Annotated in this window: 25 protein-coding genes; 17 read left to right on the plus strand and 8 right to left on the minus strand. The window is 73.3% G+C overall.

Features of this window, described 5'->3' with window-relative positions; genetic code table 11:
• Positions 1-50 precede the first annotated feature (50 nt).
• On the minus strand, positions 51-971 hold the full coding sequence (locus OHU74_RS28060; protein WP_371618436.1) for an NADP-dependent oxidoreductase: 921 nt from the start codon (positions 969-971) through the stop codon (positions 51-53).
• A gap of 86 nt (positions 972-1,057) precedes the next feature.
• Complete coding sequence (locus OHU74_RS28065; protein WP_371618437.1) at positions 1,058-1,756, minus strand: DUF2470 domain-containing protein; 699 nt, start codon at positions 1,754-1,756, stop codon at positions 1,058-1,060.
• Between the two features lie 198 nt (positions 1,757-1,954).
• Here OHU74_RS28065 and OHU74_RS28070 point away from each other — a divergent pair, with 198 nt between their 5' ends.
• The 4 genes from OHU74_RS28070 to OHU74_RS28085 all read left to right on the plus strand — a co-directional run bounded on the left by OHU74_RS28070 (position 1,955) and on the right by OHU74_RS28085 (position 4,695).
• Positions 1,955-2,350 (plus strand): cell division protein SepF, encoded by a 396-nt coding sequence (locus tag OHU74_RS28070; RefSeq protein WP_053691438.1) that lies wholly within the window; start codon positions 1,955-1,957, stop codon positions 2,348-2,350.
• Positions 2,351-2,417: 67 nt separating this feature from the next.
• Complete coding sequence (locus OHU74_RS28075) at positions 2,418-3,698, plus strand: ATP-binding protein (RefSeq protein ID WP_371618438.1); 1,281 nt, start codon at positions 2,418-2,420, stop codon at positions 3,696-3,698.
• Positions 3,695-4,087 (plus strand): nucleotide pyrophosphohydrolase, encoded by a 393-nt coding sequence (locus OHU74_RS28080; protein WP_371618439.1) that lies wholly within the window; start codon positions 3,695-3,697, stop codon positions 4,085-4,087. The genes OHU74_RS28075 and OHU74_RS28080 overlap by 4 nt, the downstream gene beginning before the upstream one ends.
• 122 nt (positions 4,088-4,209) lie before the next feature.
• Positions 4,210-4,695, plus strand: coding sequence for a DUF6099 family protein (locus OHU74_RS28085; protein WP_330299103.1), 486 nt, complete (start codon positions 4,210-4,212; stop codon positions 4,693-4,695).
• A 95-nt stretch (positions 4,696-4,790) separates the two neighbouring features.
• Here OHU74_RS28085 and OHU74_RS28090 read toward each other — a convergent pair whose 3' ends face one another.
• A complete protein-coding gene (locus OHU74_RS28090; RefSeq protein WP_371619898.1) occupies positions 4,791-5,054 on the minus strand; it encodes a hypothetical protein in 264 nt (87 codons plus the stop codon).
• A gap of 201 nt (positions 5,055-5,255) precedes the next feature.
• On the opposite strand from OHU74_RS28090, the gene OHU74_RS28095 reads away from it, so the two are divergent.
• Together OHU74_RS28095 and mmuM are read left to right on the plus strand one after the other, a co-directional pair.
• Positions 5,256-6,179 carry an LLM class F420-dependent oxidoreductase gene (locus tag OHU74_RS28095; protein WP_371618440.1) on the plus strand — a complete coding sequence of 308 codons (924 nt, stop codon included), beginning with the start codon at positions 5,256-5,258 and terminating at the stop codon, positions 6,177-6,179.
• A 16-nt stretch (positions 6,180-6,195) separates the two neighbouring features.
• Positions 6,196-7,110 carry a homocysteine S-methyltransferase gene (gene mmuM / locus OHU74_RS28100; RefSeq protein ID WP_371618441.1) on the plus strand — a complete coding sequence of 305 codons (915 nt, stop codon included), beginning with the start codon at positions 6,196-6,198 and terminating at the stop codon, positions 7,108-7,110.
• 35 nt (positions 7,111-7,145) lie between these two features.
• Here the strand turns inward: mmuM and OHU74_RS28105 are convergent, their stop codons facing one another.
• A complete protein-coding gene (locus OHU74_RS28105) occupies positions 7,146-7,391 on the minus strand; it encodes a hypothetical protein (RefSeq protein ID WP_371618442.1) in 246 nt (81 codons plus the stop codon).
• Positions 7,392-7,483: 92 nt separating this feature from the next.
• Between OHU74_RS28105 and OHU74_RS28110 the strand changes: the two genes are divergently transcribed.
• From OHU74_RS28110 to argF, 5 genes are all read left to right on the plus strand, one after another.
• Entirely contained in the window at positions 7,484-8,998 is a 1,515-nt protein-coding gene (locus OHU74_RS28110) for a 3' terminal RNA ribose 2'-O-methyltransferase Hen1 (RefSeq protein ID WP_371618443.1), read from the plus strand.
• Positions 8,995-11,616: a polynucleotide kinase-phosphatase gene (locus OHU74_RS28115; RefSeq protein ID WP_371618444.1), complete on the plus strand. Its 2,622-nt coding sequence runs from the start codon at positions 8,995-8,997 to the stop codon at positions 11,614-11,616. The genes OHU74_RS28110 and OHU74_RS28115 overlap by 4 nt, the downstream gene beginning before the upstream one ends.
• 180 nt (positions 11,617-11,796) lie before the next feature.
• Positions 11,797-12,264 carry a hypothetical protein gene (locus tag OHU74_RS28120; RefSeq protein WP_371618445.1) on the plus strand — a complete coding sequence of 156 codons (468 nt, stop codon included), beginning with the start codon at positions 11,797-11,799 and terminating at the stop codon, positions 12,262-12,264.
• A 106-nt stretch (positions 12,265-12,370) separates the two neighbouring features.
• Positions 12,371-13,597, plus strand: a complete 1,227-nt coding sequence (locus OHU74_RS28125; RefSeq protein WP_371618446.1) for an arginine deiminase — start codon at positions 12,371-12,373, stop codon at positions 13,595-13,597.
• Positions 13,598-13,749: 152 nt separating this feature from the next.
• Positions 13,750-14,760 carry an ornithine carbamoyltransferase gene (gene argF, locus OHU74_RS28130; RefSeq protein WP_371618447.1) on the plus strand — a complete coding sequence of 337 codons (1,011 nt, stop codon included), beginning with the start codon at positions 13,750-13,752 and terminating at the stop codon, positions 14,758-14,760.
• Between the two features lie 64 nt (positions 14,761-14,824).
• Here the strand turns inward: argF and OHU74_RS28135 are convergent, their stop codons facing one another.
• On the minus strand, positions 14,825-15,277 hold the full coding sequence (locus OHU74_RS28135) for an ATP-binding protein (RefSeq protein ID WP_371618448.1): 453 nt from the start codon (positions 15,275-15,277) through the stop codon (positions 14,825-14,827).
• A 281-nt stretch (positions 15,278-15,558) separates the two neighbouring features.
• On the opposite strand from OHU74_RS28135, the gene OHU74_RS28140 reads away from it, so the two are divergent.
• Entirely contained in the window at positions 15,559-16,386 is an 828-nt protein-coding gene (locus OHU74_RS28140) for an enoyl-CoA hydratase family protein (RefSeq protein WP_330299112.1), read from the plus strand.
• Positions 16,387-16,417: 31 nt separating this feature from the next.
• Complete coding sequence (locus OHU74_RS28145) at positions 16,418-18,709, plus strand: bifunctional salicylyl-CoA 5-hydroxylase/oxidoreductase (RefSeq protein ID WP_371619831.1); 2,292 nt, start codon at positions 16,418-16,420, stop codon at positions 18,707-18,709.
• A gap of 21 nt (positions 18,710-18,730) precedes the next feature.
• Here the strand turns inward: OHU74_RS28145 and OHU74_RS28150 are convergent, their stop codons facing one another.
• From OHU74_RS28150 to OHU74_RS28160, 3 genes are all read right to left on the minus strand, one after another.
• Positions 18,731-19,570, minus strand: coding sequence for a GNAT family N-acetyltransferase (locus OHU74_RS28150; protein ID WP_371618449.1), 840 nt, complete (start codon positions 19,568-19,570; stop codon positions 18,731-18,733).
• A 77-nt stretch (positions 19,571-19,647) separates the two neighbouring features.
• On the minus strand, positions 19,648-20,448 hold the full coding sequence (locus tag OHU74_RS28155) for a PaaX family transcriptional regulator C-terminal domain-containing protein (RefSeq protein ID WP_371618450.1): 801 nt from the start codon (positions 20,446-20,448) through the stop codon (positions 19,648-19,650).
• Positions 20,449-20,452: 4 nt separating this feature from the next.
• Positions 20,453-22,084 carry an AMP-binding protein gene (locus OHU74_RS28160; protein WP_371618451.1) on the minus strand — a complete coding sequence of 544 codons (1,632 nt, stop codon included), beginning with the start codon at positions 22,082-22,084 and terminating at the stop codon, positions 20,453-20,455.
• 263 nt (positions 22,085-22,347) lie between these two features.
• Between OHU74_RS28160 and OHU74_RS28165 the strand changes: the two genes are divergently transcribed.
• The 4 genes from OHU74_RS28165 (at position 22,348) to OHU74_RS28180 (ending at position 25,562) form a co-directional block, all read left to right on the plus strand.
• Positions 22,348-23,550, plus strand: coding sequence for an acyl-CoA dehydrogenase family protein (locus OHU74_RS28165; protein ID WP_371618452.1), 1,203 nt, complete (start codon positions 22,348-22,350; stop codon positions 23,548-23,550).
• The gene (locus OHU74_RS28170) at positions 23,547-23,945 is read left to right on the plus strand and encodes a RidA family protein (protein ID WP_371618453.1); all 399 of its coding nucleotides are present in this window, start codon (positions 23,547-23,549) and stop codon (positions 23,943-23,945) included. Before OHU74_RS28165 ends, OHU74_RS28170 begins: the two co-directional genes overlap by 4 nt.
• A gap of 226 nt (positions 23,946-24,171) precedes the next feature.
• Positions 24,172-24,516, plus strand: a complete 345-nt coding sequence (locus tag OHU74_RS28175; RefSeq protein WP_371618454.1) for a hypothetical protein — start codon at positions 24,172-24,174, stop codon at positions 24,514-24,516.
• 554 nt (positions 24,517-25,070) lie between these two features.
• The gene (locus OHU74_RS28180) at positions 25,071-25,562 is read left to right on the plus strand and encodes a hypothetical protein (RefSeq protein WP_371618455.1); all 492 of its coding nucleotides are present in this window, start codon (positions 25,071-25,073) and stop codon (positions 25,560-25,562) included.
• Positions 25,563-25,618 lie beyond the last annotated feature (56 nt).

A 25,618-nucleotide genomic window follows, 5' to 3' on the forward strand; every position in this document is an offset into this window, starting at 1 on the left:
AACCGCTCCGGCGGCACGCGCGTGATGGGGGGCGGGTACGGGCGCGGGCCTCAGACGGTCAGGACGATCTTGCCGCGGGTGCGGCCCGCCGCACTCAGTTCCCAGGCCTTGGAAGCCTCGGCGAGCGGCAGCGCGTGCTCCACGTTGACCGTGAGGGCGCCCCGGTCCGCGAGCTCGGCCAGGAAGGTCAGGTCGGCGGTGTCCGGGCGGACCCACAGCTGGTGAGCGCCCTGCGCGGCCGCCTGGGGGTCGGCGATGGAGACCACCCGGTGGCGCTCCTTGACCAGCGACTGGAGGGTCGCGATCACCCCGTCCCCGAAGAAGTCGAGGGCGGCGTCCACGCCTTCGGGGGCCAGCGCGCGGACCCGGTCGGCCAGGCCCTCGCCGTACAGGACCGGCTCCGCGCCCAGCGAGCGCAGGTAGGCGTGGTTGTGTTCGCCGGCCGTGCCGATGACGCGCAGGCCGAGCGCGACGGCGATCTGCACGCCGAAGGAGCCGGTGCCGCCGGCGGCGGAGTGGATGAGGACGGTCTCGCCGGACCGGACCCCCGCGCGGGTGAGCGACTGGTGGGCGGTGAGGCCGGCCAGCGGGACGCCGGCGGCCTGCTCGAAGGTCAGCCCGCGCGGCTTGCGGGCGAGGGTGCGGACGGGGGCGGCGACCAGCTCGGCGTAGGTGCCCAGCTCCAGCCACTCCTTGCGCACGTAGCCGAAGACCTCGTCGCCGACCGCGTATTCGAAGGTGTCGGGGCCGACCGCCTCGACGACTCCGGCCACGTCCCATCCGGGTATGACCGGGTAACGGACTTCGAAGAGGGGGTCGCCGTAACCGGCGGCGAGCTTCCAGTCCACCGGGTTCACTCCGGCGGCCTTGACGCGGACGAGGACCTCGCCCGGCCCGACCTTGGGCGCCGGGGCGTCGATGAGTTCGAGGAGGTCGGAGGTTCCGTATGCGCTGTATGCGATTGCCTTCATGATCTTCCCCAACGGGGAGGGGCCGAAGGCGTATTCCGGGCTTTGGCACCCCTTTTCAGAATTTCGCCGTCTGGGCGAGGGGGCGCTCAGGCGGGCAGCGTGTTGCGGTGGGAGCGGCGGCGGGCCGCGCTGAACAGGGCCTGGATCTGCGCCCCGGACTGCTCCACGTCGTCGAGCGGGGAGGGGAAGGGGAGCCGCACGTCGCGGTGGCCGCGCCGCTCCTCCAGTCGCAGGGTGATGCCGTAGCGGTCCATCGCGACGGGCAGGGCGCGCAGGACGGCGGACGGGGCCGGGGGCCCGTCCTGGGGCCGGACCAGGCGCAGGAGGAGGGTGACGAGTTCGGCGTGGTCGTCGACGAGGTGGGTGAGCATGCCGGCTTCGTACGGGGCGAGCGGGTCGGGGCGGGCCGCGTCCAGCTCTTCGAGGCCCACGTACGAGCGGACGCAGTCGGAGGTCTCGAGGACGGCCCGGCCGAATTCCACGCAGGTGGAGTCGGCGCCCTCGTCCGCGTACGGGGTCAGGAGGTGCCCGAGCAGGGTGACGCGGGCCCGCACGCGGTCCCGTACGGGGGTGGGCGCGATGTCGGTGAACTCCATGCGGATCGCGGGCCGGTGCTCGGCGTGGCCGCCCGGTTCGGCGGGGTGCAGGTGCAGCCGTCCGAGGGGGTCGGTGCCGTCCAGGTGGCGGATCTCCGTGCGCTGCCCGTCGGTGACGACGGTCATGGAGTGGGCGGCGGTCAGGATGGACCGGACTCGCTCGGCGTCGGTGGGCATGGGCAGGTGCATGAGGATCTCTCCGTCGTCCCGAGTGGCGGTGCGCTGCTTGCCTGGGCGTCTTACTTAGGCATGCCTAACCTAACTTATCCGGAGGGTGCGGGGTAGTCCACGAAGGCCGGCCGGGTGCCTCGTGTCGGTGTTGGGCTGAACGGGTGAAACACGAGAGGATGGGGGGATGCACATGAAGCGCAAGGCCGAGGCGGCCTGGTGAGCAGGTACGACGTCACCGACGAACAGTGGGAGGGGCTCGCGCAGGTGGTACCCCTGCGCAGTCGCAACGAGTGGCCCTCCCGGGTGGACCACCGCACGATCCCCACGGCGCCGGGAGCGTCCGCGGCGGAGCAGCGGCGCTTCGTGGTGATCCGGGTCCAGGTCTTCGCGGACGCGCGGGAGGTGGCGGAGTACCTGATCGCGCAGATCCCGGTGCTCCTGGACCTCACGGGCGCGGACAGCGAAGTGGCCAAGCGGATCCTGGACTTCAGCAGCGGCGTGGTCTTCGGGCTGGGCAGCGGGATGCACCGGGTCGACCGGAACGTCTTCCTGCTGGCGCCCGTCGGGACCGAGGTGGAGGGGATCGCGGCCGCGGCCGTCCCCCGATCGTAGGAAGGTCCCGCGGGCGGAACGGTTCACCGGACCCATGGGGGGCCCGGCGGGCCGTACCGTCCCGCGCATGACCCCGCCTCCGGCCGCTCCCGCTCCCGCTCCCGCTCCCGTCGCCCCTGAAGCCTTCGGTGCTTCCGGTGCGCCTGCCGCCTCCGGCGCGCCTGCCGCCTCCGGCGCGCCTGCCGCCTCCGGTGGCTCCCGCGCCTCTCGTGCCTCCGCCGGGCCGCACCTGAGGCCAGCGGTCACCGAATTACGGCTGTCCGCCTACGGGGCGCACCGCGGGGCCCGGTTCGCGCTGGGGCCCGTCACCCTCTTCGCCGGGCCCAGCGGCAGCGGCAAAACACAGGCCCTGGAGGCCTACGCGGCGCTGGCCGCGCTCGGAGCCGGGGCCACGCTGGACGAGGTGTTCCCCGAACCGCGCGCCCGGATCCCGGACCTGGCGGTGCCCGACGCCGAGCAGCGCCGGGGGTTCCGGATCGGCTGCACCGTCGACGGACCCGCCGGGCCGGTCCGGCTCGACCTCGCCGTACAGGCGGAGCCCGCGCTGCGGATCGTCGGCGAACGGCTCTCGGTGGACGGGCAGATCCTGCTCAGCACCGCCCTGCGCGATCCCGGGCGACGGTCCGTCCAGGCGGCCTGGCTGACCGGTGGGGCCACCGGGGTCACCAGGGCCCCGCTGCCCGACGACCGGCTCGGCACCGCCCTGCTCCCGCTGCGCGTGGCCGGAGCCACGGACGGACAGCGGCGGGTGCTCGCCGCCGCCGAGCAAGTGGTGGTCGCGCTGCGCTCGGTGTTCCCCTGCGACCCCCGCCCGGAGCGGATGCGGGAACCGGCCGGGCCGGGGGAGGGCCGGCTGCTGGGGGACTGCGGCAACCTGGCCGACGTGCTGCGCCGGACCCGCCTGGAGTGCGGCACCCGCTACGGGCTGCTGACCGAAGCCGCCCGTGGCGGGTGCGCGGGGTGGGTGGCGGGGCTGGACGTGCGGGCTCCTGAGGGCGGCCCGGTCACCGGCCTGCTCGACCGGGGCCCCGACCGGCCCGCGACCGAACTGGCCCGGCTCGGCGCGGGCGAACTGCGCTTCCTCGCCCTCGCGCTGGTCCTGCTGACCGGGCCGGGGGTGCTGGACATGGACCAGCCCGCCGAACTGCTGTCCGCGCGCCAGACCATGACGGTCCTCGCCGACGGGTTCGACCGGGACCTGGACCGCCGCCAGACCGCCGAACTGCTGCGGCTGGCGGTACTGGCGTGCGGGCGCGGCCAGGTCCGCCTGGCGGCCTCGGCCGGCGAGGCCTGCGCGGAGGCCGCCCGGGGGATGGAAGGCGTCTCGGTGGTAGACCTTGGGGCATGAACGAGGAGCAGAGCAGGAAGCAGGGCGGTGAAGGGGACGGCGAGCGGCTGGGCCGACTCCAGCGCCGGCTCGCCGAGTTCGCGGCGGCGCGCGGGTGGGAGCCGTACCACACGCCCAAGAACCTGGCGGTGGCGCTGAGCGTGGAGGCGTCCGAACTGGTCGAGATCTTCCAGTGGCTGACGCCGGAACAGTCGGCAAGGGTCATGGAAACGCCGGAAAGCGCGCACAGGGTGGCCGATGAGGTGGCCGATGTGCTTGCCTATCTGCTGCAGTTCTGTGAGGTTCTCGGGGTTGATGTGCTGGATGCGCTCGCCGCGAAGATCGAGCGGAACGAGCTGCGCTTCCCGGTCGAGGGCACTCCGACGGCGGACCGTCACTCTTCGGAGTGATGGCGTTATTCACAACCATGTTTGTGTCCACAATTTCCGAATACCCCTGGCTTTACGCGCCCGTTGCCCTCACTCTGGGTAGTGGTGAGAACGGCGGATGTCGTGCGGACGGGGGACGGCATATGGATGCGGTACGGCTCATCGCAGCCGGCCGGCACGCGCTGGCACAGAGCGGGGCTGCGTGGGACATCGTGGGCGAGGCCTGGCAGGCACAGGCGCTCGCGCAGGGGATAGGGAGCTGGCTGGCGGTCACCGGGCCGCCGGAGCTGAGATCGGAGGCACGGGGGCTGGGCGAAGCGGGGGGCAGAGGCTGCGGGGTGCTCGACCGGGCGGCATTGCGCGGAGAGGGCTATGCGCCCGATCTTCCGCCGCGGGCAGCGCAGTTGACCGAAGTGACGGATGCGCGACAGGCGCTGCTCGGGCTCCAGGCGCTCCTGGGCGAAGTGGGCATAGCGCTGGTCGGGGTGGCCTGCGGTACGGACGACGAAGGTCTGTACTGGCAGTGCATAGAGTCGATAGACGCGGCCGACGAATCGAGCGACCGGGTACGGGCGATCCTGCGCCGGATGACCGTGCGCGAGCGCGGCTCCGCGTCCGGGGTGGCCTGAGCCCGGGTACTGAAACCGGGCGCTGGGCGCTGAGCCTTGACGCCGGGCCCGGGCGCCGAGGTGGGGTCCCGCCGCGTGCGGCGGGACCCGTGCGGTCAGTACGACCAGGAGGACGGACGCTGCTCGCTCTGCGGCGCGCGGTCCGTGGAGGACTGGAGGTCGGCGTCGAGCTGCGAGAGGTCGGCGTTCAGCGCCGCCATCAGCTCTTCCATCTGCTGCAGCAGGCCCTTCGGCGCGCCACCCTGGGCGGGTACCGCGGGCTCCTGACGTGCGTGGTCGTGTGCTGCCTGCCCGGTCTGCTCGGTCTGTCCGGCCTGACCGGCCTGTCGGTGGGGATCCGGCTCCGACTCCTGGGACATGGCGGCCTCCTCGGCCCTGGCCCTTCCGGGGCGGAAGGGGGCGGTGGACGCACCGGCGAAGGCCGCCGGCGCGCGGGCCGGGCGGTCCGGCTCCGTCCGAGCAAACGATCCCCGTCCGGGCTGGTCACTGGCGGGGGCGGCGGCGGGCCGCCCGCCCGGCTCAGATTCACCCGGCCGGGGTCGAAGGGGCAGGATGGGGGCATGGATCTCCGTATCTTCACAGAGCCCCAGCAGGGCGCGAGCTACGACACCCTCCTGAGCGTCGCCAAGGCCACCGAGGACCTGGGCTTCGACGCGTTCTTCCGCTCCGACCACTACTTGCGCATGGGATCGGCCGACGGCCTGCCCGGCCCCACGGACGCCTGGATCACCCTCGCCGGCCTGGCCCGCGAGACCAAGCGGATCAGGCTGGGCACGCTGATGACGGCCGGTACCTTCCGGCTGCCCGGCGTGCTCGCCATCCAGGTCGCCCAGGTCGACCAGATGTCCGGCGGCCGCGTCGAACTGGGTCTGGGCGCGGGCTGGTTCGAGGAGGAGCACAAGGCGTACGGCATCCCCTTCCCGGCGGAGCGCCTGGCCCGGCTGGAGGAGCAGCTGGCGATCGTCACCGGCCTGTGGGCCACCGAGGTCGGCGCCTCCTTCGACTACGCGGGCACCCACTACCAGGTGGAGAACTCCCCGGCGCTGCCCAAGCCCGCCCAGGCCAAGATCCCCGTCCTGATCGGCGGCCACGGCGCGAAGCGCACGCCGCGCCTCGCCGCGCAGTACGCGGACGAGTTCAACATGCCCTTCGCCTCGATCCCGGACAGCGAGCGGCAGTTCGGCCGGGTCCGGGCGGCCGCCGAGGAGGCCGGACGCAAGCCCGACGACCTCGTCTACTCCAACGCACTCGTCGTGTGCGTGGGCAAGGACGACGCCGAGGTGGCCCGGCGGGCCGCCGCCATCGGCCGGGACGTGGACGAGCTCAAGGCCAACGGCCTGGCGGGCTCCCCGGCCGAGGTGGTGCAGCGGATCGGCGAGTACGGGGCCGTCGGCTCCTCCCGCCTCTACCTCCAGCTGCTCGACCTCGACGACCTGGACCACCTGGAGCTGATCTCGGCCCAGGTCCTGTCCCAGCTCGGCTGACGGAGGCGGGAGAACCGTGCCCCGGGCGTCCGGACCGCTGGCCGAGGCCCTGACCGGCCGCGGCCCCGGCGCCGCGGCCCTGCTCCTGGACGGCGGGCTGAGCAATCAGCTCGCCGACCAGGGCTGCGACCTGTCCGGCGGGCTCTGGACGGGCCGGGTGCTCGCCGAGCGGCCGGACCAGGTGACGGCCGCGCACACCGCGTACGCGCGGGCCGGCGCCGGGGTGCTGATCACCGCGAGCTACCAGGTGGGCTACGAGCCCTTCGCCCGGCACGGCTACGGCCGGGCGCGCACGAGCGCCCTGCTGCGGCGCAGTGTGCGCCTCGCCGACGCCGCGGCCCGGGCGGCGGACCACGAGGTGTGGGTCGCCGCGTCCGTGGGCCCGTACGGGGCGGTGCTGGCGGACGGCTCCGAGTACCGGGGCCGGTACGGGCTGAGCGTGCGGGAGCTGGCGGCCTTCCACCGCCCCAGGATCGAGGCGCTGCTCGCCGCCGGGCCCGACGTACTGGCCCTGGAGACGATCCCGGACGAGACGGAGGCCGAGGCCCTGCTCGGCGTCCTCGCGGAGACGGGAGCCCGCGCCTGGCTGAGCTACACGGTGGCCGGCGGCCGGACCCGGGCCGGCGGGCCGCTGGCCGGAGCCTTCGCCCTGGCCGCCGGATCCCCGCAGGTCATCGCGGTCGGGGTCAACTGCTGCGACCCCGCCGATGTGCTGCCGGCCCTCGAAGCGGCGGCGTCCGTCACCGCCAAGCCGCTGCTGGCCTACCCCAACGACGGCTCGGTCTGGGAGCCCGCCACCGGGACCTGGCGCTCCCCGCCCGCGCCGGCGCCCTGGCCCGTGGAAGCCTGGCAGCGCGCCGGAGCCCGCCTCATCGGCGGCTGCTGCCGCGTCGGCCCGGCCCGCATCGCGGAGCTGGCCGGTCTTCTCTAGTCCTCGCCTCGAGTCCTCGCCTCGAGTCCTCGCCTCTAGTCCTCGCCCATCACGGCCTGGCAGGCCGGGCACGCCAGGTCCGCGTGGTCCGGCGGGCACCAGGAGTCCGGGTGCTCGGACGGGTTCCAGGTGGCCGTCTCCATCGCGAAGGTGTCCTTGCCGCACATGGTCCTGGGGCCGCGCTCGGGGCCGGCTCCCGGGGCGGTGGGTGCGGCGTGCACCCGCAGGACGGACCCCGCGACCCGCTGGTCGAGCTCGTACACGACGACGATGCCGCTCATGCTTCGACGGTAGGCGTCCCCGGGCCCGAGGGGAAACGGGCCGGTGGAAAATGGGGCGCGCCCGCCCGTCCTGACCAGGAACAATCGATCACGTGTTCCTGACGATCTCCACCACCGGTTCCCCCGAACGACCCGCCACCGACCTGGGCTTCCTGCTGCACAAGCATCCCGGGAAGGTGCAGGCGTTCTCCACCTCCCACGGCACCGCCCACGTCTTCTACCCCGAAGCCACGGCCGAGCGGTGCACGGCGGGCCTGCTCCTGGAGGTGGACCCCGTCGCACTCGTGCGGCGCGGCCAGGGCAAGGGCCGGGGCGGTACGCCCGACGCGGCGCTCGCGCAGTACGTCAACGACCGGCCCTACGCCGCTTCGTCCCTGCTGGCCGTGGCGCTCAGCGGGGTGTTCCGCACCGCGCTCAAGGGCGAGTGCGTCCACCGCCCCGAGCTGCCCGACGAGGTCCGCCCGCTGCGCGTGGAGATCCCGGCGCTGCCCGCACGCGGCGGGCCGGACCTGGTGCGCCGGCTGTTCGCCCCGCTGGGTTGGGACTCCGTGGAGGTGACGCCCGTACCGCTCGACGAGACGTTCCCGGAGTGGGGCGACTCCCGGTACGTGCGCCTCGTCCTGGAGGGCGAGCTGCGCCTGGCCGACGCCCTGCGCGGGCTGTACGTCCTGCTGCCCGTGCTGGACGACGCCAAGCACTACTGGATCGCCGCCGACGAGGTGGACAAGCTGATGCGCGCCGGAGAGGGCTGGCTGGCCGAGCACCCGGAGAGCGGGCTGATCACCTCCCGCTACCTCGCCCGTCACAAGCGGCTGACCCAGGACGCCCTGGAGCGCCTGGAGCTGGTCCGCCTCGCAGAGGCCGACGGCAGCGAGGTCGAGGAGCTCGACAACGCCGTGGACGAGTCCCGCGATACGGAGGAGCGGCCGGTGCCGCTCGCGGTGAAGCGCCGCGACGCGATCCTGGCCGTGCTCCGGGCCGTCGGCGCGGCCCGCGTCCTCGACCTGGGCTGCGGACAGGGCCAGCTGGTGCAGGCCCTGCTCAAGGACCCGGCGTACACCGAGATCGTCGGTGTGGACGTGTCCGTCCGGGCGCTGAACGTCGCCGCGAAGCGGCTGCGGCTGGAGCGGATGGGGGAGCGGCAGAGCTCCCGCGTGCGCCTGATGCAGGGCTCGCTCGCGTACACGGACAAGCGGCTCGCCGGCTACGACGCGGCCGTGCTCAGCGAGGTCATCGAGCACCTGGACCTGGAGCGGCTGCCCGCCCTGGAGTACGCGGTCTTCGGCTCGGCCCGCCCGCGGACGGTCCTGGTGACCACCCCGAACGTCGAGTACAACGTCCGCTGGGAGTCCCTGCCCGCCGGGCACGTCCGGCACGGCGACCACCGCTTCGAGTGGACCCGCGAGGAGTTCCGCTCCTGGGCGGGCCAGGTCGCCGCCCGGCACGGCTACGCCGTCGCGTACGTGCCCGTGGGGGACGAGGACCCGGAGGTCGGGCCGCCGACCCAGATGGCCGTCTTCACCCAGCTCACCGACGCCGACATCGTCGACACGGCCGCCACCGCCACCGCCGCCACCGATACCCCGAAGGAGGGCGAGGCAGCATGACCACCGAGACCGAGACCGAGACCGAGACCGGGACCGAGACCGGCACCCGCACCGACCGCAAGCGCGTACTTCCCGTCACCGACCTGTCCCTCGTCGTGCTGATCGGGGCCACCGGATCGGGCAAGTCCACCTTCGCCCGCAAGCACTTCAAGGCCACCGAGGTCATCTCCTCCGACTACTGCCGGGGGCTCGTCGCCGACGACGAGAACGACCAGAGCGCCAGCAAGGACGCCTTCGAGGTCCTGCACTACATCGCCGGCAAGCGCCTCGCCGCGGGCCGGCTCACCGTGATCGACGCCACCAGCGTCCAGGCCGAGTCCCGCCGGCAGCTGGTCCAGCTCGCCCGCGAGTACGACGTCCTGCCCATCGCGATCGTCCTCGACATGCCCGAGGAGGTCTGCGCCGAGCGCAACGCGGCCCGCCCCGAGCGGGCCAAGTTGCCCCGGGCCGTCATCCAGCGCCACCGCCGCGACCTGCGGCGCTCGCTGCGAGGGCTGGAGCGCGAGGGCTTCCGCAAGGTGCACGTGCTGCGCACGCCCGAGGAGGCCGAGTCGGCCGAGGTGGTGCTCGAGAAGCGCTTCAACGACCTCACCCACCTCACCGGTCCCTTCGACATCATCGGCGACATCCACGGCTGCGCCTCCGAGCTGGAGACCCTGCTCGACAAGCTCGGCTACCGGGACGGCGACCACCGCGCCCACCCCGAGGGCCGCACCGCCGTCTTCGTCGGCGACCTCGTCGACCGGGGCCCGGACAGCCCCGGCGTGCTGCGCCGCGTGATGGGCATGGTCGGGGCCGGCAGCGCCCTGTGCGTGCCCGGGAACCACGAGAACAAGCTCGCCCGTTACCTCAAGGGCTCCAAGGTCCAGCAGACCCACGGGCTCGCCGAGACCATCGAGCAGCTGAGCCACGAGCCGGAGGAGTTCGTGCGGGAGGTCCGCACCTTCATCCAGGGCCTCGTCAGCCACTACGTGCTCGACGGCGGCAAGCTGGTGGTCTGCCACGCCGGTCTGCCCGAGAAGTACCACGGCCGCACCTCCGGCCGGGTGCGCTCGCACGCCCTCTACGGGGAGACCACCGGCGAGACCGACGAGTTCGGCCTGCCCGTGCGCTACCCGTGGGCCGAGGACTACCGGGGCAAGGCCGTGGTCGTCTACGGCCACACCCCGGTCCCGGACACCAGCTGGATCAACAACACCATCTGCCTCGACACCGGAGCCGTGTTCGGCGGCAAGATGACCGCCCTGCGCTGGCCCGAGCGCGAACTGGTCGACGTACCGGCCGAGAAGGTCTGGTACGAGCCGGTCAAGCCGCTCGTCACCGAGGTGCCGGGCGGTGCTGCATTGGATTCGTCACGGGGCGTCCGCCCGCTCGACCTGGCCGACGTCCACGGCCGCCGGATCGTCGAGACCCGGCACCTGGGCAACGTCAACGTGCGCGAGGAGAACGCGGCCGCCGCCCTGGAGGTGATGAGCCGCTTCGCCGTGGACCCGCGCCTGGTCCCGTACCTCCCGCCGACCATGGCGCCGACGGCCACCTCCTCCGAGGAGGGGTACCTGGAGCACCCGGCCGAGGCCTTCGCGCAGTACCGCAAGGACGGCATCGCCCAGGTCGTCTGCGAGGAGAAGCACATGGGCTCCCGGGCCACCGTGCTGATCTGCAAGGACGCCGACGCGGCCCGCGAGCGATTCGGTGTCGACGGCCCCACCGGGTCCGTCTACACCCGCACCGGACGGCCCTTCTTCAAGGACCCGGAGGTCACCGAGGAGATCCTCGCCCGGCTCCGCGCGGCCGTCACCGACGCCGGGCTCTGGGAGGAACTCGACACTGACTGGCTGCTCGTCGACGGCGAACTGCTGCCCTGGTCGCTGAAGTCCGGCGGACTGCTGCGCAGCCAGTACGCCGCCGTGGGCGCGGCCTCCGGCGCCGTCTTCCCCGAGGCGCTGGCCGCCCTGGCGGCCGCCGCCGGGCGGGGCGTCGACACCGGGGAGCTCCTGGAGCGCCAGCGCGGGCGGGCCGCCGACGCGGCGAAGTTCACCGACGCCTACCGGCGCTACTGCTGGACCACCGACGGGCTGGACGGCGTGCGGTTCGCCCCGTTCCAGCTGCTGGCGGCGGCCGGGCGCTCGCTGGCGGCCGTACCCCACGACGAGCAGCTGTTCTGGCTGGACCGCCTCGTCGTCGCCGACGAGGCCTCCGGCACCGGCCTGCTGCGCCGCACCGGCCGGATCCTGGTGGACCCGGCGGACGAGGCGTCCGTACGGGCGGGCACCGACTGGTGGCTGGAGCTGACGGCCGCCGGCGGCGAGGGCATGGTGGTCAAGCCGCTCCAGGCGTACGCCAAGGACGGCAAGGGCCGCCTCGTGCAGCCGGGGGTGAAGGTCCGCGGCCGCGAGTACCTGCGGATCATCTACGGTCCCGAGTACACGCGTCCGGACCACCTGGAGCGGCTGCGCCAGCGCCACCTCGGGCACAAGCGCTCGCTCGCCCTGCGCGAGTACGCGCTCGGGCTGGAGTCCCTGGACCGGCTGGCGGCCGAGGAGCCGCTGTGGCGGGTCCACGAGGCGGTCTTCGCCGTCCTCGCGCTGGAGTCGGAGCCGGTGGACCCGCGGCTCTGACGGCGTCAAGGAAGAGCCCCCGTACGGCCGGTCATTAGGTCGTATGGGGGAACTTTCGCCGAGAACTCCGGGAAACCCACCGGCGGGATCGTTCATCCAGGGCAGCGGAATGTCCGCGACCTCTGGAAGGACGGAACGTCACCTATGAAGATGACCGCGCGCGGAAGCATTGCGGCACTCATGACCTGTATGGCCGCGGCAGGCGCGGCCACCCCGGCCATGGCCGACGCGGTGCCGGTGGGAGTCCCCCTGGACGCGGTGCGGACCACGCTCGGCGTGGACGTCCCGCACCTGGCCACCGGAGTGCCGGTGCCGGTGGTCGGAGCGCCCGAGGCGCCCCGGTTCCACAAGGGCGACATGCTGCCGACCCCGCTGCTGCCGGCGGTGCCGATCGGCACCGAGCTCGGGAACACCCTCCTCACCTCCCCGGTGCCGAACCTGGCCGGCAAGCCCGAGACGGACGGCGAGGGCTCGCTCGACGCACCCGCGACCACCATGCGCACCCGGACCCCGGGACTGCTCGTCGGCTCCCCGCTGACCATGCCCGACGCGTCCAACTTCGGGCTGCCGAACGTGACCGCCCCCGCGCTGGGTGTCATCGCCCCGGACCTCACCGGCACCCCGGAGGCCCTGCTCGGCCTGCGCTGAACCGGCGGGCCCCCGCCCGCCGTCGGATCCGGCGGGACGGACCTGCTGGAGACGCCCTGGGCCGACGCCACGTCAAAAAGCCGCCCGGTCTGCGAACGTGTACGGCATGGGATTCCATGTCGATTCCGAGACCGGGCGGCTTCGCCGCGTCATCCTCCACCGGCCCGACCTGGAGCTGAAAAGGCTCACACCGAGCAACAAGGACGCCCTGCTCTTCGACGACGTGCTGTGGGTGCGCCGGGCCCGCCAGGAGCACGACGGTTTCGCCGACGTACTGCGCGACCGGGGCGTGGCGGTCCACCTCTTCGGCGACCTGCTCACCGAGGCCCTGGACATTCCCGAGGCCAGACACCTCGTCCTGGACCGGGTCTTCGACGAGAAGGAGTACGGGCCGCTCGCCACCGACCACCTGCGCTCGGTCTTCGACTCACTGCCCTCGGCGGACCTGGCCGAGGCGCTGGTCGGCGGGATGACCAAGCGGGAGTTCCTGGAGCGGCACGCGGAGCCGGTGTCGGTCCGCTTCCACGCCCTGGACCTCGACGGCTTCCTGCTGGGTCCGCTGCCCAACCACCTGTTCACCCGGGACACCTCCGCCTGGATCTACGACGGGGTCTCCATCAACGCGATGCGCTGGCCGGCCCGGCAGCGCGAGACCGTGCACTTCGAGGCGATCTACAAGCACCACCCGCTCTTCACCACCTCCGGCGCCTTCCACTACTGGTCGCAGGGGCAGGCCGACTACCCCTCCACCATCGAGGGCGGTGACGTGCTGGTCATCGGCAACGGGGCCGTGCTGATCGGGATGAGCGAGCGGACCACCCCGCAGGCGGTGGAGATGCTGGCGCGCGGGCTGTTCGCCGCGGGCTCGGCCACCTCGATCGTGGCGCTCGACATGCCGAAGCGGCGGGCGTTCATGCACCTGGACACGGTGATGACGATGGTGGACGGAGATACGTTCACCCAGTACGCGGGCCTGGGCATGCTGCGCTCCTACACGATCGAGCCGGGCGACGGCGCGAGCGAGCTGAAGGTGACCGACCATCAGCCGGAGCACATGCACCGGGCCATCGCCGCCGCCCTCGGGCTGGACTCGATCCGGGTGCTCACGGCCACCCAGGACGTGCACGCGGCGGAGCGCGAGCAGTGGGACGACGGCTGCAACGTGCTGGCGGTGGAGCCGGGCGTGGTCGTCGCGTACGAGCGCAACGTCACGACCAACACCTACCTGCGCAAGGAGGGCATCGAGGTCATCGAGATCCCGGGCAGCGAGCTGGGGCGGGGGCGGGGCGGACCGCGCTGCATGAGCTGCCCGGTGGAGCGGGACGCGGTCTAGCGGGAACCCGAGCCGGAACCCGACCGCCACCCGCCGGAACCCGGGCCTGAACCCGAGCCGGAGGCGGACACCACACGGATCTGTATGTATATCAATGCAGAGCCTCGTATAGACTTCCAGGGTTCCCCTGTCACCGTGACTCTGGAGTCCCCATGGCCACCGACCTCGTCGGCCGCAGTTTCCTCAAGGAGCTCGATTTCACCGCCGCCGAGTTCCGCGGCCTGATCGAGCTCGCCGCCGAACTCAAGGCGGCCAAGAAGGCCGGGACCGAGCAGCGTCGCCTCCAGGGCAAGAACATCGCCCTGATCTTCGAGAAGACCTCGACGCGCACACGCTGCGCCTTCGAGGTCGCCGCGGCCGACCAGGGTGCCCACACCACGTACCTCGACCCCTCCGGTTCCCAGATGGGTCACAAGGAATCGGTCAGGGACACCGCACGCGTCCTGGGCCGGATGTTCGACGGCATCGAGTACCGGGGCGACGCGCAGGACACCGTCGAGGAGCTCGCGGCCCACGCCGGCGTGCCCGTCTTCAACGGGCTCACCGACGACTGGCACCCCACCCAGATGCTGGCCGACGTGCTCACGATGACCGAGCACTGCGCCAAGCCGCTGGAGCGGATCGCCTTCGCCTACCTCGGCGACGCCCGCTTCAACATGGGCAACTCCTACCTGGTCACGGGCGCGCTGTTGGGCATGGACGTACGGATCGTCGGGCCGAGGCACTACTGGCCGGCCGAGTCGGTCGTCGCGGCGGCCCGCGAGCTCGCCGCCGGGAGCGGCGCCCGGATCACGCTCACCGAGGACGTGGCGGAGGGGGTGGGCCAGGCGGACTTCGTCCTGACCGACATCTGGGTCTCCATGGGCGAGCCCAAGGAGGTCTGGGACGAGCGGATCGAGGCCCTGGCCCCGTACGCCGTCACCATGGACATGCTGCGCGCCACCGGGAATCCGGACGTGAAGTTCATGCACTGCCTGCCGGCCTTCCACGACCTCGGCACCAAGGTGGCCCGGGAGATCCACGAGCGGCACGGGCTGGAGTCGCTGGAGGTGACGGACGAGGTGTTCGAGTCCGCGCACTCGGTGGTCTTCGACGAGGCCGAGAACCGGCTGCACACGATCAAGGCCGTCCTCGTCGCGATGCTCGCGAAGCCCGGCGCATAGTCATGCGCCGCCGGCGGAGCCGGTCGGGCTGCCGCTCGGGCTGCCGGTCGGGCCGTCCGTCGCTCTAGACGGGGGGCCGGGCCGGCAGGGTGAACCAGACGGCCTTGCCGTGCGGGGTGCGGCGGTGGCCGCAGGCCGAGCTCAGGGTCCGGATCAGCAGCAGGCCGCGGCCGTGCTCCTGCCAGGGGTCGGGGTGGGCGTCGTCCGGGCGGGCCGCGGTGAGATCGGCGGGGGCGTGCGGATCCCCGTCGTGGACCTCGACCTGGCAGCCGTTCGCCAGCAGCTCCACGACGAGCTCGATCGGGGCGGTCCCGGGGGTGTGCTCGACGGCGTTGGCGACCAGCTCGGCGGTGAGCAGCTCGGCGGTGTCGCTGTCGGCGGGCGCTTCGATGTCGGCGAGGGCGGTACGGACCAGGGCGCGGGCGATCGGCACGGCCGCGGCCGAGTGCGGCAGGGCGATCCGCCAGGCGTGTGCGTCGCGGGGATGGGGGATGTCGGTGTCGGAGGCGTCGGGCAAGGCAGGACCGTCCGTTCCGTGGGGTCGGGGGGCGCGCGGGGTTCGTAGCGGGTGATGCGGTGGGAAATCCTGCTTTCAACGATACGAAGTGGAAATGTCTCTTCGTAGGGCACCCCGACGTGAGCGCAAGGGACCAGGGCCACCAGGTGTTCAGGACCTTCGGCGCGTGTGGCCCGTTTCCGCGACTTGGGAACCCCGGGATCTGTGGACGCAGAGCTGTCGGATGCAGAGGTGTCGCGTTTCTGTGACGGCGGTCACGGTCCGGTGATACCTTCGGGAAGGTGAGCCCCTTCCTTGGTTCCGCACCAGCGACCGAACGGTGGCGCCACCTGCGGGTGGACCGGCAGGACGGCGTCGCCACCGTCACCCTCGACCGCCCCGAAAAGCTGAACGCGCTCACCTTCGGCGCCTACGCCGACCTGCGCGATCTGCTCGCCGAACTGTCCCGGGAGCGTTCCGTACGCGCCCTCGTGCTCGGCGGCGAAGGGCGCGGCTTCTGCTCCGGCGGCGACGTGGACGAGATCATCGGCGCCACCCTCGCGATGGACACCGCCCAGCTCCTCGACTTCAACCGGATGACCGGCCAGGTGGTGCGCGCCCTGCGCGAATGCCCCTTCCCGGTGATCGCCGCCGTGCACGGGATCGCCGCCGGGGCCGGAGCCGTCATCGCGCTCGCCGCGGACTTCCGGATCGCCGACCCCACCGCCCGCTTCGCCTTCCTCTTCACCCGGGTCGGCCTCTCCGGCGGCGACATGGGCGCCGCCTACCTGCTGCCCCGGGTCGTCGGTCTCGGGCACGCCACCCGGCTGCTGATGCTGGGGGAGCAGGTCAGGGCCCCCGAGGCCGAGCGCATCGGGCTGCTGAGCGAGGTCACCGAGGAGGGCAAGGCCTCCGTACGGGCCGCCGAGCTCGCCGCTCACCTCGCCGCGGGTCCCGCCCTCGCCTACGCGCAGACCAAGGCGCTGCTCACCGCGGAGCTGGACATGCCGCTCGCCGCGTCGGTGGAGCTGGACGCGAACACGCAGGCGCTGCTGATGAACGGCGAGGACTACCGGGAGTTCCACGCGGCCTTCACCGGGAAGCGGCCGCCCCAGTGGAAGGGCAGGTGATCCCGTGTCCGCCGCAGACGCGACCGCAGACGTGACCGGCGGCCCGACCCGGGACCTGACCCACGACCGGCTGCGGATCGCCGTCGTGGGCGGCGGACCAGGCGGGCTGTACGCCGCCGCGCTGCTGGCCCGCCAGGGCCACGCGGTGGAGGTCTGGGAGCGGGGCGCCCCCGACGACACCTTCGGCTTCGGGGTGGTGCTCTCCGACGAGACCCTCGGCGGCATCGAAGAGGCCGACGCGGTCGTCTACGCGGCCTTGTGCGCGGAGTTCGTGCGCTGGGACGACGTGGACATCGTGCACCGGGGCCGGCTGCTGACCTCCGGGGGCCACGGCTTCGCCGCGCTGGGGCGCCGCCGGCTGCTGGAGATCCTGCACGAGCGGTGCGCGGGCCTCGGGGTCCGGCTCCGCTTCCGCGCCCCGGCGCCCGATCCGGGCACGCTCTGCGCCTCGTACGACCTGGTGGTCGCGGCGGACGGGGTGAACAGCGGGATCCGGGAGAGCGGGGCCGAGCACTTCGGGCCCACGGTGACGGGCGGGCGCTGCCGGTACGTCTGGCTGGCCGCCGACTTCGCCTTCGAGTCCTTCCGCTTCGAGATCGCGGAGACCGAGCACGGGGTGATGCAGCTGCACGCCTACCCCTACTCGGGGGACTCCTCCACCGTGATCGTGGAGATGCGCGAGGAGGTCTGGCAGGCGGCCGGATTCGACCTGTGCGACGAGGAGGAGTCGGCGGCGCGCTGCGCCAAGATCTTCAGCGAGGCGCTGGGCGGGCGGCCGCTGCGCGGGAACCGCTCCGCGTGGACGCGGTTCCGTACCGTCGTCAACGAGCGCTGGTCGCACGGCAATGTCGTCCTGCTCGGTGACGCGGCGCACACGGCGCACTTCTCGATCGGCTCCGGCACGAAACTGGCGGTGGAGGACGCGCTCGCGCTGGCGCGTGCGGTGGGCGCCCGCGGTGACGGCTCCATCCCCGACGCCCTGGCCGCGTACGAGGCCGCGCGGCGGCCGGCGGTGGCCTCCACCCAGCGGGCGGCGGCCGCCAGCATGCGGTGGTTCGAGGAGGTCTCCGGATACGTCGGCCAGCCCGCCCGGCAGTTCGCCTTCAACCTCCTCACGCGCAGCCGAAGGGTCACCCACGGGAACCTGGCCCTGCGCGACTCCCGCTTCACCCGTGCGGTGGAAAGGGAGTTCGGCTGCCCCGGCACGGACCCGGGAACTCCTCCGATGTTCACGCCGTTCACCCTGCGAGGACTGACCCTGCGCAACCGGGTCGTGGTGTCCCCGATGGACATGTACTCGGCAGCCGCCGAAGAAGGCGTGCCGGGGGACTTCCACCTGGTGCACCTCGGCGCGCGGGCGCTCGGCGGGGCCGCCCTGGTGATGACGGAGATGGTCTGCGTCAGCGCCGAGGGCCGCATCACGCCCGGCTGCACCGGCCTGTACACGCGGGAGCAGGCGGCCGCCTGGGCGCGGATCGCCGACTTCGTGCACACCTCGGCGCCCGGAACCGCGCTCGGGGTCCAGCTCGGGCACTCCGGCCGCAAGGGGTCGACCCGGCTGATGTGGGAGGGCATGGACTCCCCGCTGCCCGAGGGCAACTGGCCGCTGGTGGCCGCCTCCGCGCTGCCGTACCGGCCCGGGGTCTCGGCCGTCCCGCGCGCCCTGACCACCGGCGAGCTCGCCGCCGTCCGCTCCGACTTCGCGGCCGCCGCGGTCCGGGCCGCGGGAAGCGGCTTCGACCTGCTGGAACTGCACTGCGCCCACGGCTACCTGCTCTCCGGATTCCTCTCCCCGCTCACCAACCACCGCACCGACGCCTACGGCGGCCGGCTGGAGAACCGGCTCCGCTTCCCGCTGGAGGTCTTCGACGCGGTCCGCGCCGTCTGGCCCGCGGACCGGCCGATGACGGTCCGGCTCTCGGCCACCGACTGGGCGCCCGGCGGAACCTCGCCGGAAGAGGCCGTGGCCATCGCCGAGGCCTTCGCCGCCCACGGGGCCGACGCCATCGACGTCTCCACGGGCCAGGTGGTGGCGGAGGAGACCCCGGAGTACGGGCGCTCGTACCAGACCCCGTACGCCGACCGGATCCGCAACGCCCTGGGCGTCCCGGTCATCGCCGTCGGTGCGATCTCCTCCTGGGACGACGTCAACTCCCTGCTCCTGGCCGGGCGCGCCGACCTCTGCGCGCTGGGCCGCCCCCACCTCTACGACCCCCACTGGACCCTGCACGCGGCCGCCGAACAGTCCTACACCGGCCCGGCCGCGCCCTGGCCCTCCCCCTACCTGGCGGGCAGCCGCCCACCGCCGACCGGGCGCGGCTGAGGGGGGCTCAGGCAAGGGGTCTCAGGCGAGGACGAGCTCGGCGCGGTCCTCGACCGGGGTGTAGCCCAGGCGCAGGTAGAGGGCGTTGCTGGTCGGGTTGGCGAGGTCTGTGAAGAGCAGCACCTCCTCGGCCCCGGCCGCGTACGCCGCTTCGCTCACCGCGTGCGTGATCGCGGCGCCGTAGCCGCGGCCGCGGTGGGCGGGCGGGGTGTAGACCGGGCCCACGCGGGAGGCGCGGGACTGCGGGCGGTGGAAGCCGGCCATCGAGACGGGCCCGCCGCCGTCCTCCCAGAGCAGCGTGCCCCCGTAGGAGATCCGGTCGAGCAGGAGCCCGTCGGGGACGGCGGCGGGGATTCCGGCCTCCCGGTGGAAGGCGGCGAACCACTCCCGCAGCAGCGGCAGATCGGCCCCGGTGGCCCGGCGGCTGCGGCCCTGCGGGACGGGGTCCGGGGCCAGGAGTCCTGCGAGCCGGTAGAGCCGCAGCTCCTCGGTGACCTCCGTCGGCCGGCCCCAGGCCGCCGCGAGGACCTCCGCGTCGCCGCGGCGGGCGTTGAGGGCGCCGATCCCCGTGAGCCGCGGCTCCCGGGCGAGCGCGGCCCCCAGCGCCCGGACGGCTTCCGGCGGCAGCGCACCGATCAGCAGCGGGTACGGCGGGGTACGGATCGCGGCCCCCTCGACCCGGCCGTCGGGCCCGGTCCACCAGCCGAAGAGGGGTTCGCCGGAGCCGAACGCGCCGGGCCCGAGCCGCTCCAGCGAGGCCATGACGGTGAGCAACTGCGTGTTGACCACGGGCTGCGCGGCCACGGCGGGACGCGCGGCGGTCAGATAGGCCGCCAGATCAGAGCTGAAGGTCCATGTCATGCCCCATCGTGGCGTGCCCCGGGACGGACCCGCAGCCGGTTTTCCGGCGCTCCGGGGGATGCCGGGGCGGACACCCCCTACGGCTCCACGAACCCCGCGCCGATGTCCCGCAGCCGGGCGTGGAGTTCGGTGAAGACCGCCGCCGCGCGGTCGCCCGGCCAGTCCGCCGGGAGGAGGTCGCGGGGCAGGCCCGGGTCGGCGTACGGGAGGCGGCGCCAGGTGTCCAGGGCGAGGAGGTAGCCGCGGTAGGCGGCCTCCGCGGTCGGGGGCGGGCCCTGCTGGAGGGCGCGCAGGGCCGGCTCGTGCAGGTCCAGGAACTCCTCGTGCTGCTTGGCCAGCGCCGCCAGATCCCACCAGCGGGCGACGGCCTCCGAGGTCGGGGCGAAGCCGAGGTGGGCGCCGCGGAACAGCTCCACGTACGGCGTCAGGTGCAGCCGGTCCAGGGTGCGCCGGGTCTCCCCGTGCAGATGGGCCGGGGCGATCCAGACGCCCGGTGCCACCGCGCCGAAGCCGAGCCGGGCCAGCCGGGAGCGCAGCAGGTGGCGCTTGGCGCGCTCCTGCTCCGGGACGGAGAACACGGCCAGCAGCCACTCCTGGGACCGGCGCGGGGCCCCGTAGATCCGCCCGTCACCGTCCTCCAGGAGCTGGCGTGCCTCCTCGGAGAGCTCGTAGCCCGCGGCGCCGTCCCCGGCCCGCGCGGGCAGCAGGAAGCCGCGCCGCTTCAGCCGGGACACCGACGAGCGGACGGACGGGGCGTCCACTCCGGCCGCGCCCAGCAGGCGGACCAGCGCGGATACCGGGACCGGGCCCGGGAAGGCCCGCCCGTAGGCGCCGTAGAACGTGACGATCAGAGATCGCGGGGTGTGCTGCTCGACCACGAGATCACTGTAGATCGAGATCGCGGTCGCGCAGCCGGAACCTCTGCAGCTTGCCCGTCGCCGTGCGGGGCAGCGCGGGCATGAAGACGAAGGCGCGCGGGCACTTGTGCGGGGCGAGCTCGGCCCGCATGAAGGTGCGCAGGGCGTCCTCGGTGAGGACCACGCCCTCCCGCAGGACCGTGTACGCCACCACGACCTGCCCGCGCCGCTCGTCGGGACGGCCGACCACCGCCACCTCCAGCACGTCGGGGTGGCGCAGCAGGGCCTCCTCGACCTCCGGGCCCGCGATGTTGTACCCCGCCGAGACGATCATGTCGTCGGCCCGGGCGACGTAGCGGAAGTAGCCCTCCGCGTCGCGGATATAGGTGTCGCCCGTGACGTTCCAGCCGTCGCGCACGTACTCGCCCTGCCGCGGGTCCGCGAGATAGCGGCAGCCCACCGGCCCCCGGACGGCCAGCAGCCCCGGTTCCTCGTCCGCGACCGGCCGCCCCGCCTCGTCCACCACCCGGGCCTGCCAGCCGGGCACCACGCGGCCGGTCGTACCGGGCCGGATGTCCTCGTCGGCCGCCGAGATGAAGATGTGCAGCAGCTCGGTGGCCCCGATCCCGTTGATGATCCGCAGACCCGTGCGCTCGTACCAGGCCTGCCAGGTGGCGGCCGGCAGGTTCTCGCCCGCCGAGACGCAGCGGCGCAGCGCGGAGAGGTCGTAGGCGCCCGTGTCGTACGGGCCCAGCGTGTCCAGCATCGACCGGTACGCGGTGGGCGCGGTGAACAGCACCGACACCCGGTGCTCGGCCAGCGCGGGCAGCAGCCTGCGCGGGGCGGCGTCCGCCATCAGCAGCGCCGAGGCGCCGGCCCGCAGCGGGAAGACGACCAGCCCGCCGAGGCCGAAGGTGAAACCGAGCGGCGGGCTGCCCGCGAAGACGTCGTCGGGGCGGGGGCGCAGCACCTCCCGGGAGAAGGTGTCGGCCACCGCGAGGAGGTCGCGGTGGAAGTGCATGCAGCCCTTGGGGCGCCCGGTGGTCCCCGAGGTGAAGGCGATCAGCGCCACGTCGTCGGCGGAGGTCTCCACCGCCGGGAAGGGCTCCGGATGGCCCTGCGCGAGGTGCAGCAGGTCGTCGGGGGCATCCCCGCCGTACGCGGTGATGCGCAGGCCCGGTACCTGGGCCCTGACCAGGTCGTCGACCACCTCCGCATGGCACAGGGCGTGGCTCACCCGGGCCATCGCGCACACCGTGGCCAGCTCCTGCGCCCGCTGCTGGGCCAGGACGGTGACGGCCACCGCACCGGCCTTCATCACCGCCAGCCAGCAGGCGGCGAGCCAGGGGCCGGTGGGACCGCGCAGCAGCACCCGGTTGCCGGGGACCACGCCGAGGTCGGCGCGCAGGACGTGCGCGAGCCGGTCGACGCGGGCGCTCAGCTCCCCGTACGTCCACACCGTGCCGTCCGCGCCGCGGAAGGCGGGGCGGTCCGGGCCGAGCCGGGCGATGGTGGCGTCGAGCAGCTCCACCCCGCAGTTGAGCCGGTCGGGATAGGCCAGCCCGGGGAGTTCGAAGAGGAGCCGCGGCCAGGCGTGCGCGGGTGGCAGATGGTCGCGGGCGAAGGTGTCACGGTGAGCGGAAGGCTTGAGCTCCAAGGCGGGTTCGCCCCCTTGTGACGGTGCGGGCCCCGGATGGGGACCCGGCCCCCAGTGAATGGAACCGATGGACCTTGAGTTGCCGAGAAGGTGGGGCTGTGGGGCTGCCGTACGGTCGCAGCACGAGCGTATCGTGATGGTGACGGCAGTCAATGGGACGCGATAGGGGCTGGGGCATTCGGATGACGGGAATCTCGGGATTCGCCGGATCGGCCGGGTCCACAGGGGCGGAAGTGGCGGAAGGGGCGGGAGGGGCGGCCGGGTTGAGGTCCACCGGGTCCACCGGATCGGCCGGCTTCGCGCTCGGGGCGGACCAGGAGGAGTGGTGCGCGCGGCTGCGCGACCTGGCGGCCGGGTCGCTCCGGCCGCTGGCCGAGAAGGGGGAGCCGGGCCGGGTCAACCGGCCGCTGCTGGCCGCGCTGGGCGAGGCGGGACTGCTGGAGCGGCTCTTCACCTCCGGCGCCCTGGAACTGTGCCTGCTGCGCGAATCCCTCGCCTACGGCTGCACGGAGGCCGAGACGGCGCTCGCCCTCCAGGGGCTGGGCGCCCACCCGGTGCTGCGCTCGGGCACCGCGGCGCAGCGGGAGCGCTGGCTGCCGGGGGTGCGGGCCGGCCGGACGGTGGCGGCCTTCGCGCTGAGCGAGCCCGGGGCCGGCTCGGACGCGGCGGCGCTGGAGCTCGAAGCCGTACGGGAGGTACGGGACGGGGCGGCGGGCTGGCGGCTGCACGGGCTCAAGCGCTGGATCTCCAACGCACCCGAGGCTGATTTCTACACGGTCTTCGCCCGGACCGGCGAGGGCCCCGGGGCCAAGGGGATCAGCGCCTTCCTGGTCCCGGCCGACCGGCCGGGGCTCTCGGGCGAAGCCCTCGACATGCTCTCCCCGCACCCGATCGGCGCGCTGTCCTTCGAGGGGGTCCCGGTCGGCCCGGACGACCTGCTGGGGGAGCCCGGCCGCGGCTTCAGGGTGGCCATGGACACCCTGAACCTCTTCCGCCCCAGCGTGGGCGCCTTCGCCGTCGGGATGGCGAAGGCCGCCCTGGACGCGACGGTGGCGCACACGGCGGCCCGTACCGCCTTCGGGGGCGTCCTGGGGGACCTGCAGGCCGTGGCGCACCGGGTGGCCGAGATGGCCACCCGCACCGAGGCTGCGAGGCTCCTGGTCTACGCGGCCGCGGGCGCCTACGACAGCGGCTCGCCCGAGGTGCCCAGGCGGGCGGCGATGGCGAAGCTGCTGGCCACGGAGACTGCCCAGTACGTGGTCGACCACGCGGTGCAGCTGCACGGAGCCGTGGCCCTCCAGCGCGGGCACCTGCTGGAACACCTCTACCGGGAGGTACGGGCGCCGCGGATCTACGAGGGGGCGAGCGAGGTGCAGCGCACGATCATCGCGAAGGAGCTCTACCGGGACCATTCCCGGGACCGCTCCGGGGACCGCTCCCGGGCGGCGAAGGAGGCGGGGGCATGAGTCCGGAGCGGATCAACCCGCGGGAGCTGTCCCCGGCGACGGGGTTCTCGCACGCGGTGGTGGCCACCGGGAGCCGACTGGTGTTCCTGGCCGGACAGACGGCGCTGGACGGCGCGGGCAAGGTGGTGGGGGAGAGCCTGCCGGAGCAGTTCGAGCGGGCGCTGACGAACCTGCTCGCGGCGCTCGCGGCGGCGGGCGGCGCGCCGGCCGATCTGGCGCGGGTCACCGTCTACGCGGTCGACGTGGCCGACTACCGGGCCTCGGCGGCCGAACTCGGGCGGATCTGGCGCCGGTTGGCGGGGCGCGAGTACCCGGCGATGGCGGTCGTGGGCGTGGTCAGGCTGTGGGACGAGGCCGCGCTGGTCGAGATGGACGGGCTCGCGGTCCTGCCCTAGGCCGTCTCTTTCGGATCTTGCCGGGTCCGACAAGATCCGAAAGAGACGACCTAGGCCGTTTGTGCTGGTGGGAGCGGGTGCCTTTGACAGTGGGCGGGGGAGGGTGGAGGGTGGAAATGCCTTGTTTCGGGGCAATTCGCCCCTTCGATAGCGGAGGTGCATGAACATGCGCCGTGGGTTCATTGCGGCAGCCGTGGCAGGAGCGGCCGGGATCACACTCGGTCTGATGCCCCTGGGAAGCGCCTTTGCCGCTACCTCTACTTCCACCTCGGCTCTGCCGCAGACGTATCGGTGTTCCGACTGGCGCGGTGACGGCTGGTGGCGCGACTGCTGCGACCCCTCACGTGGAAGCGACCGGCCCAGCTGGTGCTGGGACAACAGCAACTGGAACAACGACAGCTGGAACAGCAACTGGGACAACAGCAATTGGAGCAACGACCACTGGAACGACGGCCGCCATGACGGCGACTGGAACAACCATGACCACGACGGCGGCTGGAACAACGACAGTTGGAACAACGACGGCGGCTGGAACGGAGACCACGGGCACGACGGCGGCTGGAACCGCTGACCGGGCCGCAGCGCGCGACCCGTCGGTGGTCCGGGGGTGATCTCGCGGAACGGCTGCGTCCTGGTGCGGATGCCGGGCAGAATCCCGTGTGCTGTGCACGCAGCGAACGTCCGTGCGACCGTCACCTCGGGGAGCAGTCGGTGTCGTCCCAAGAGATCCAAGAGATCCCCTTAACGATCACTCCGCAGCAAGCTGCCCACGGCGTGATCGTTCCAGTGACCCTGTCGACCGGCCCGGCCCGGCTCAGGATCCCGCCCTGCAAGGACGGGGATCTCGTCCGGGTCCGCGTCGGCGGTTCCGAGGTGCTGGCCCGGATCAGTGTGGGCCCGGCCGCAGGTGCGGCCGCCCCGGGACCGGTGCCGTCGCCCCCACCGCCCCCGCCACCGCCCCCATCGCCGTCCCCGTCCGCGTCCGCTCCCCGGCACCCGGCCTCGCCCTGGATCTCGCCTCCGGGGCCGGCGCTTTCCGACGCCCGGCCCCAGGGGCAGGCCCAGCCCCCGGTGCCGGGGCAGCCTGCCGCCGCCGGAAGCGCCTCGGGTGCGCGTGGATGCCTGGTGGCGCTCGGAGTCCTCGCCGCCCTCGTCGTGGGCGCGGCCGTGCTGAGCGGCCTGAACCACGAGGACGGTCCCGAGGCGGCGCCGGAGCCCGCGCCCTCCCTCAGCGTCTGGTCGCCCGACCCGGTCACGACCCCGAACCCGACCCCGACCGCGGTACGGACGACCCCGGCCGGCGGCGCCGTGCCCGCCCCCGCACCCGTGCCCTCCGAGGCGGCCCCGACCCCGTTCGACCGGGGCACCTGCCTCAACGGGTCGCTGCCGGACTCGACGACCGCGCAGAAGGTCACGGATGTGGAAGAGGTCTCCTGCTCGGCCTCCGACGCGCACTACCGGGTGATCGAGAGCATCCCGCTGACCTCGGACCTGAACCGCTGCAACGACAACCCGAAGACCGAGTACGCCTTCTCCTACCGCTACACCGTCAACGGAGCCACCCTCAACCAGTACGTGTACTGCCTGGTCGGCATCGGCTCCTACGCCCGCGGCTGAAGGAGCCGGCCCACTGAAGGAGCCGGCCCGCTCAAGGAGCCGGCCCGCTCAAGGGG

Source organism: Streptomyces sp. NBC_00454 (genome assembly GCF_041434015.1).
Lineage (GTDB): Bacteria > Actinomycetota > Actinomycetes > Streptomycetales > Streptomycetaceae > Streptomyces.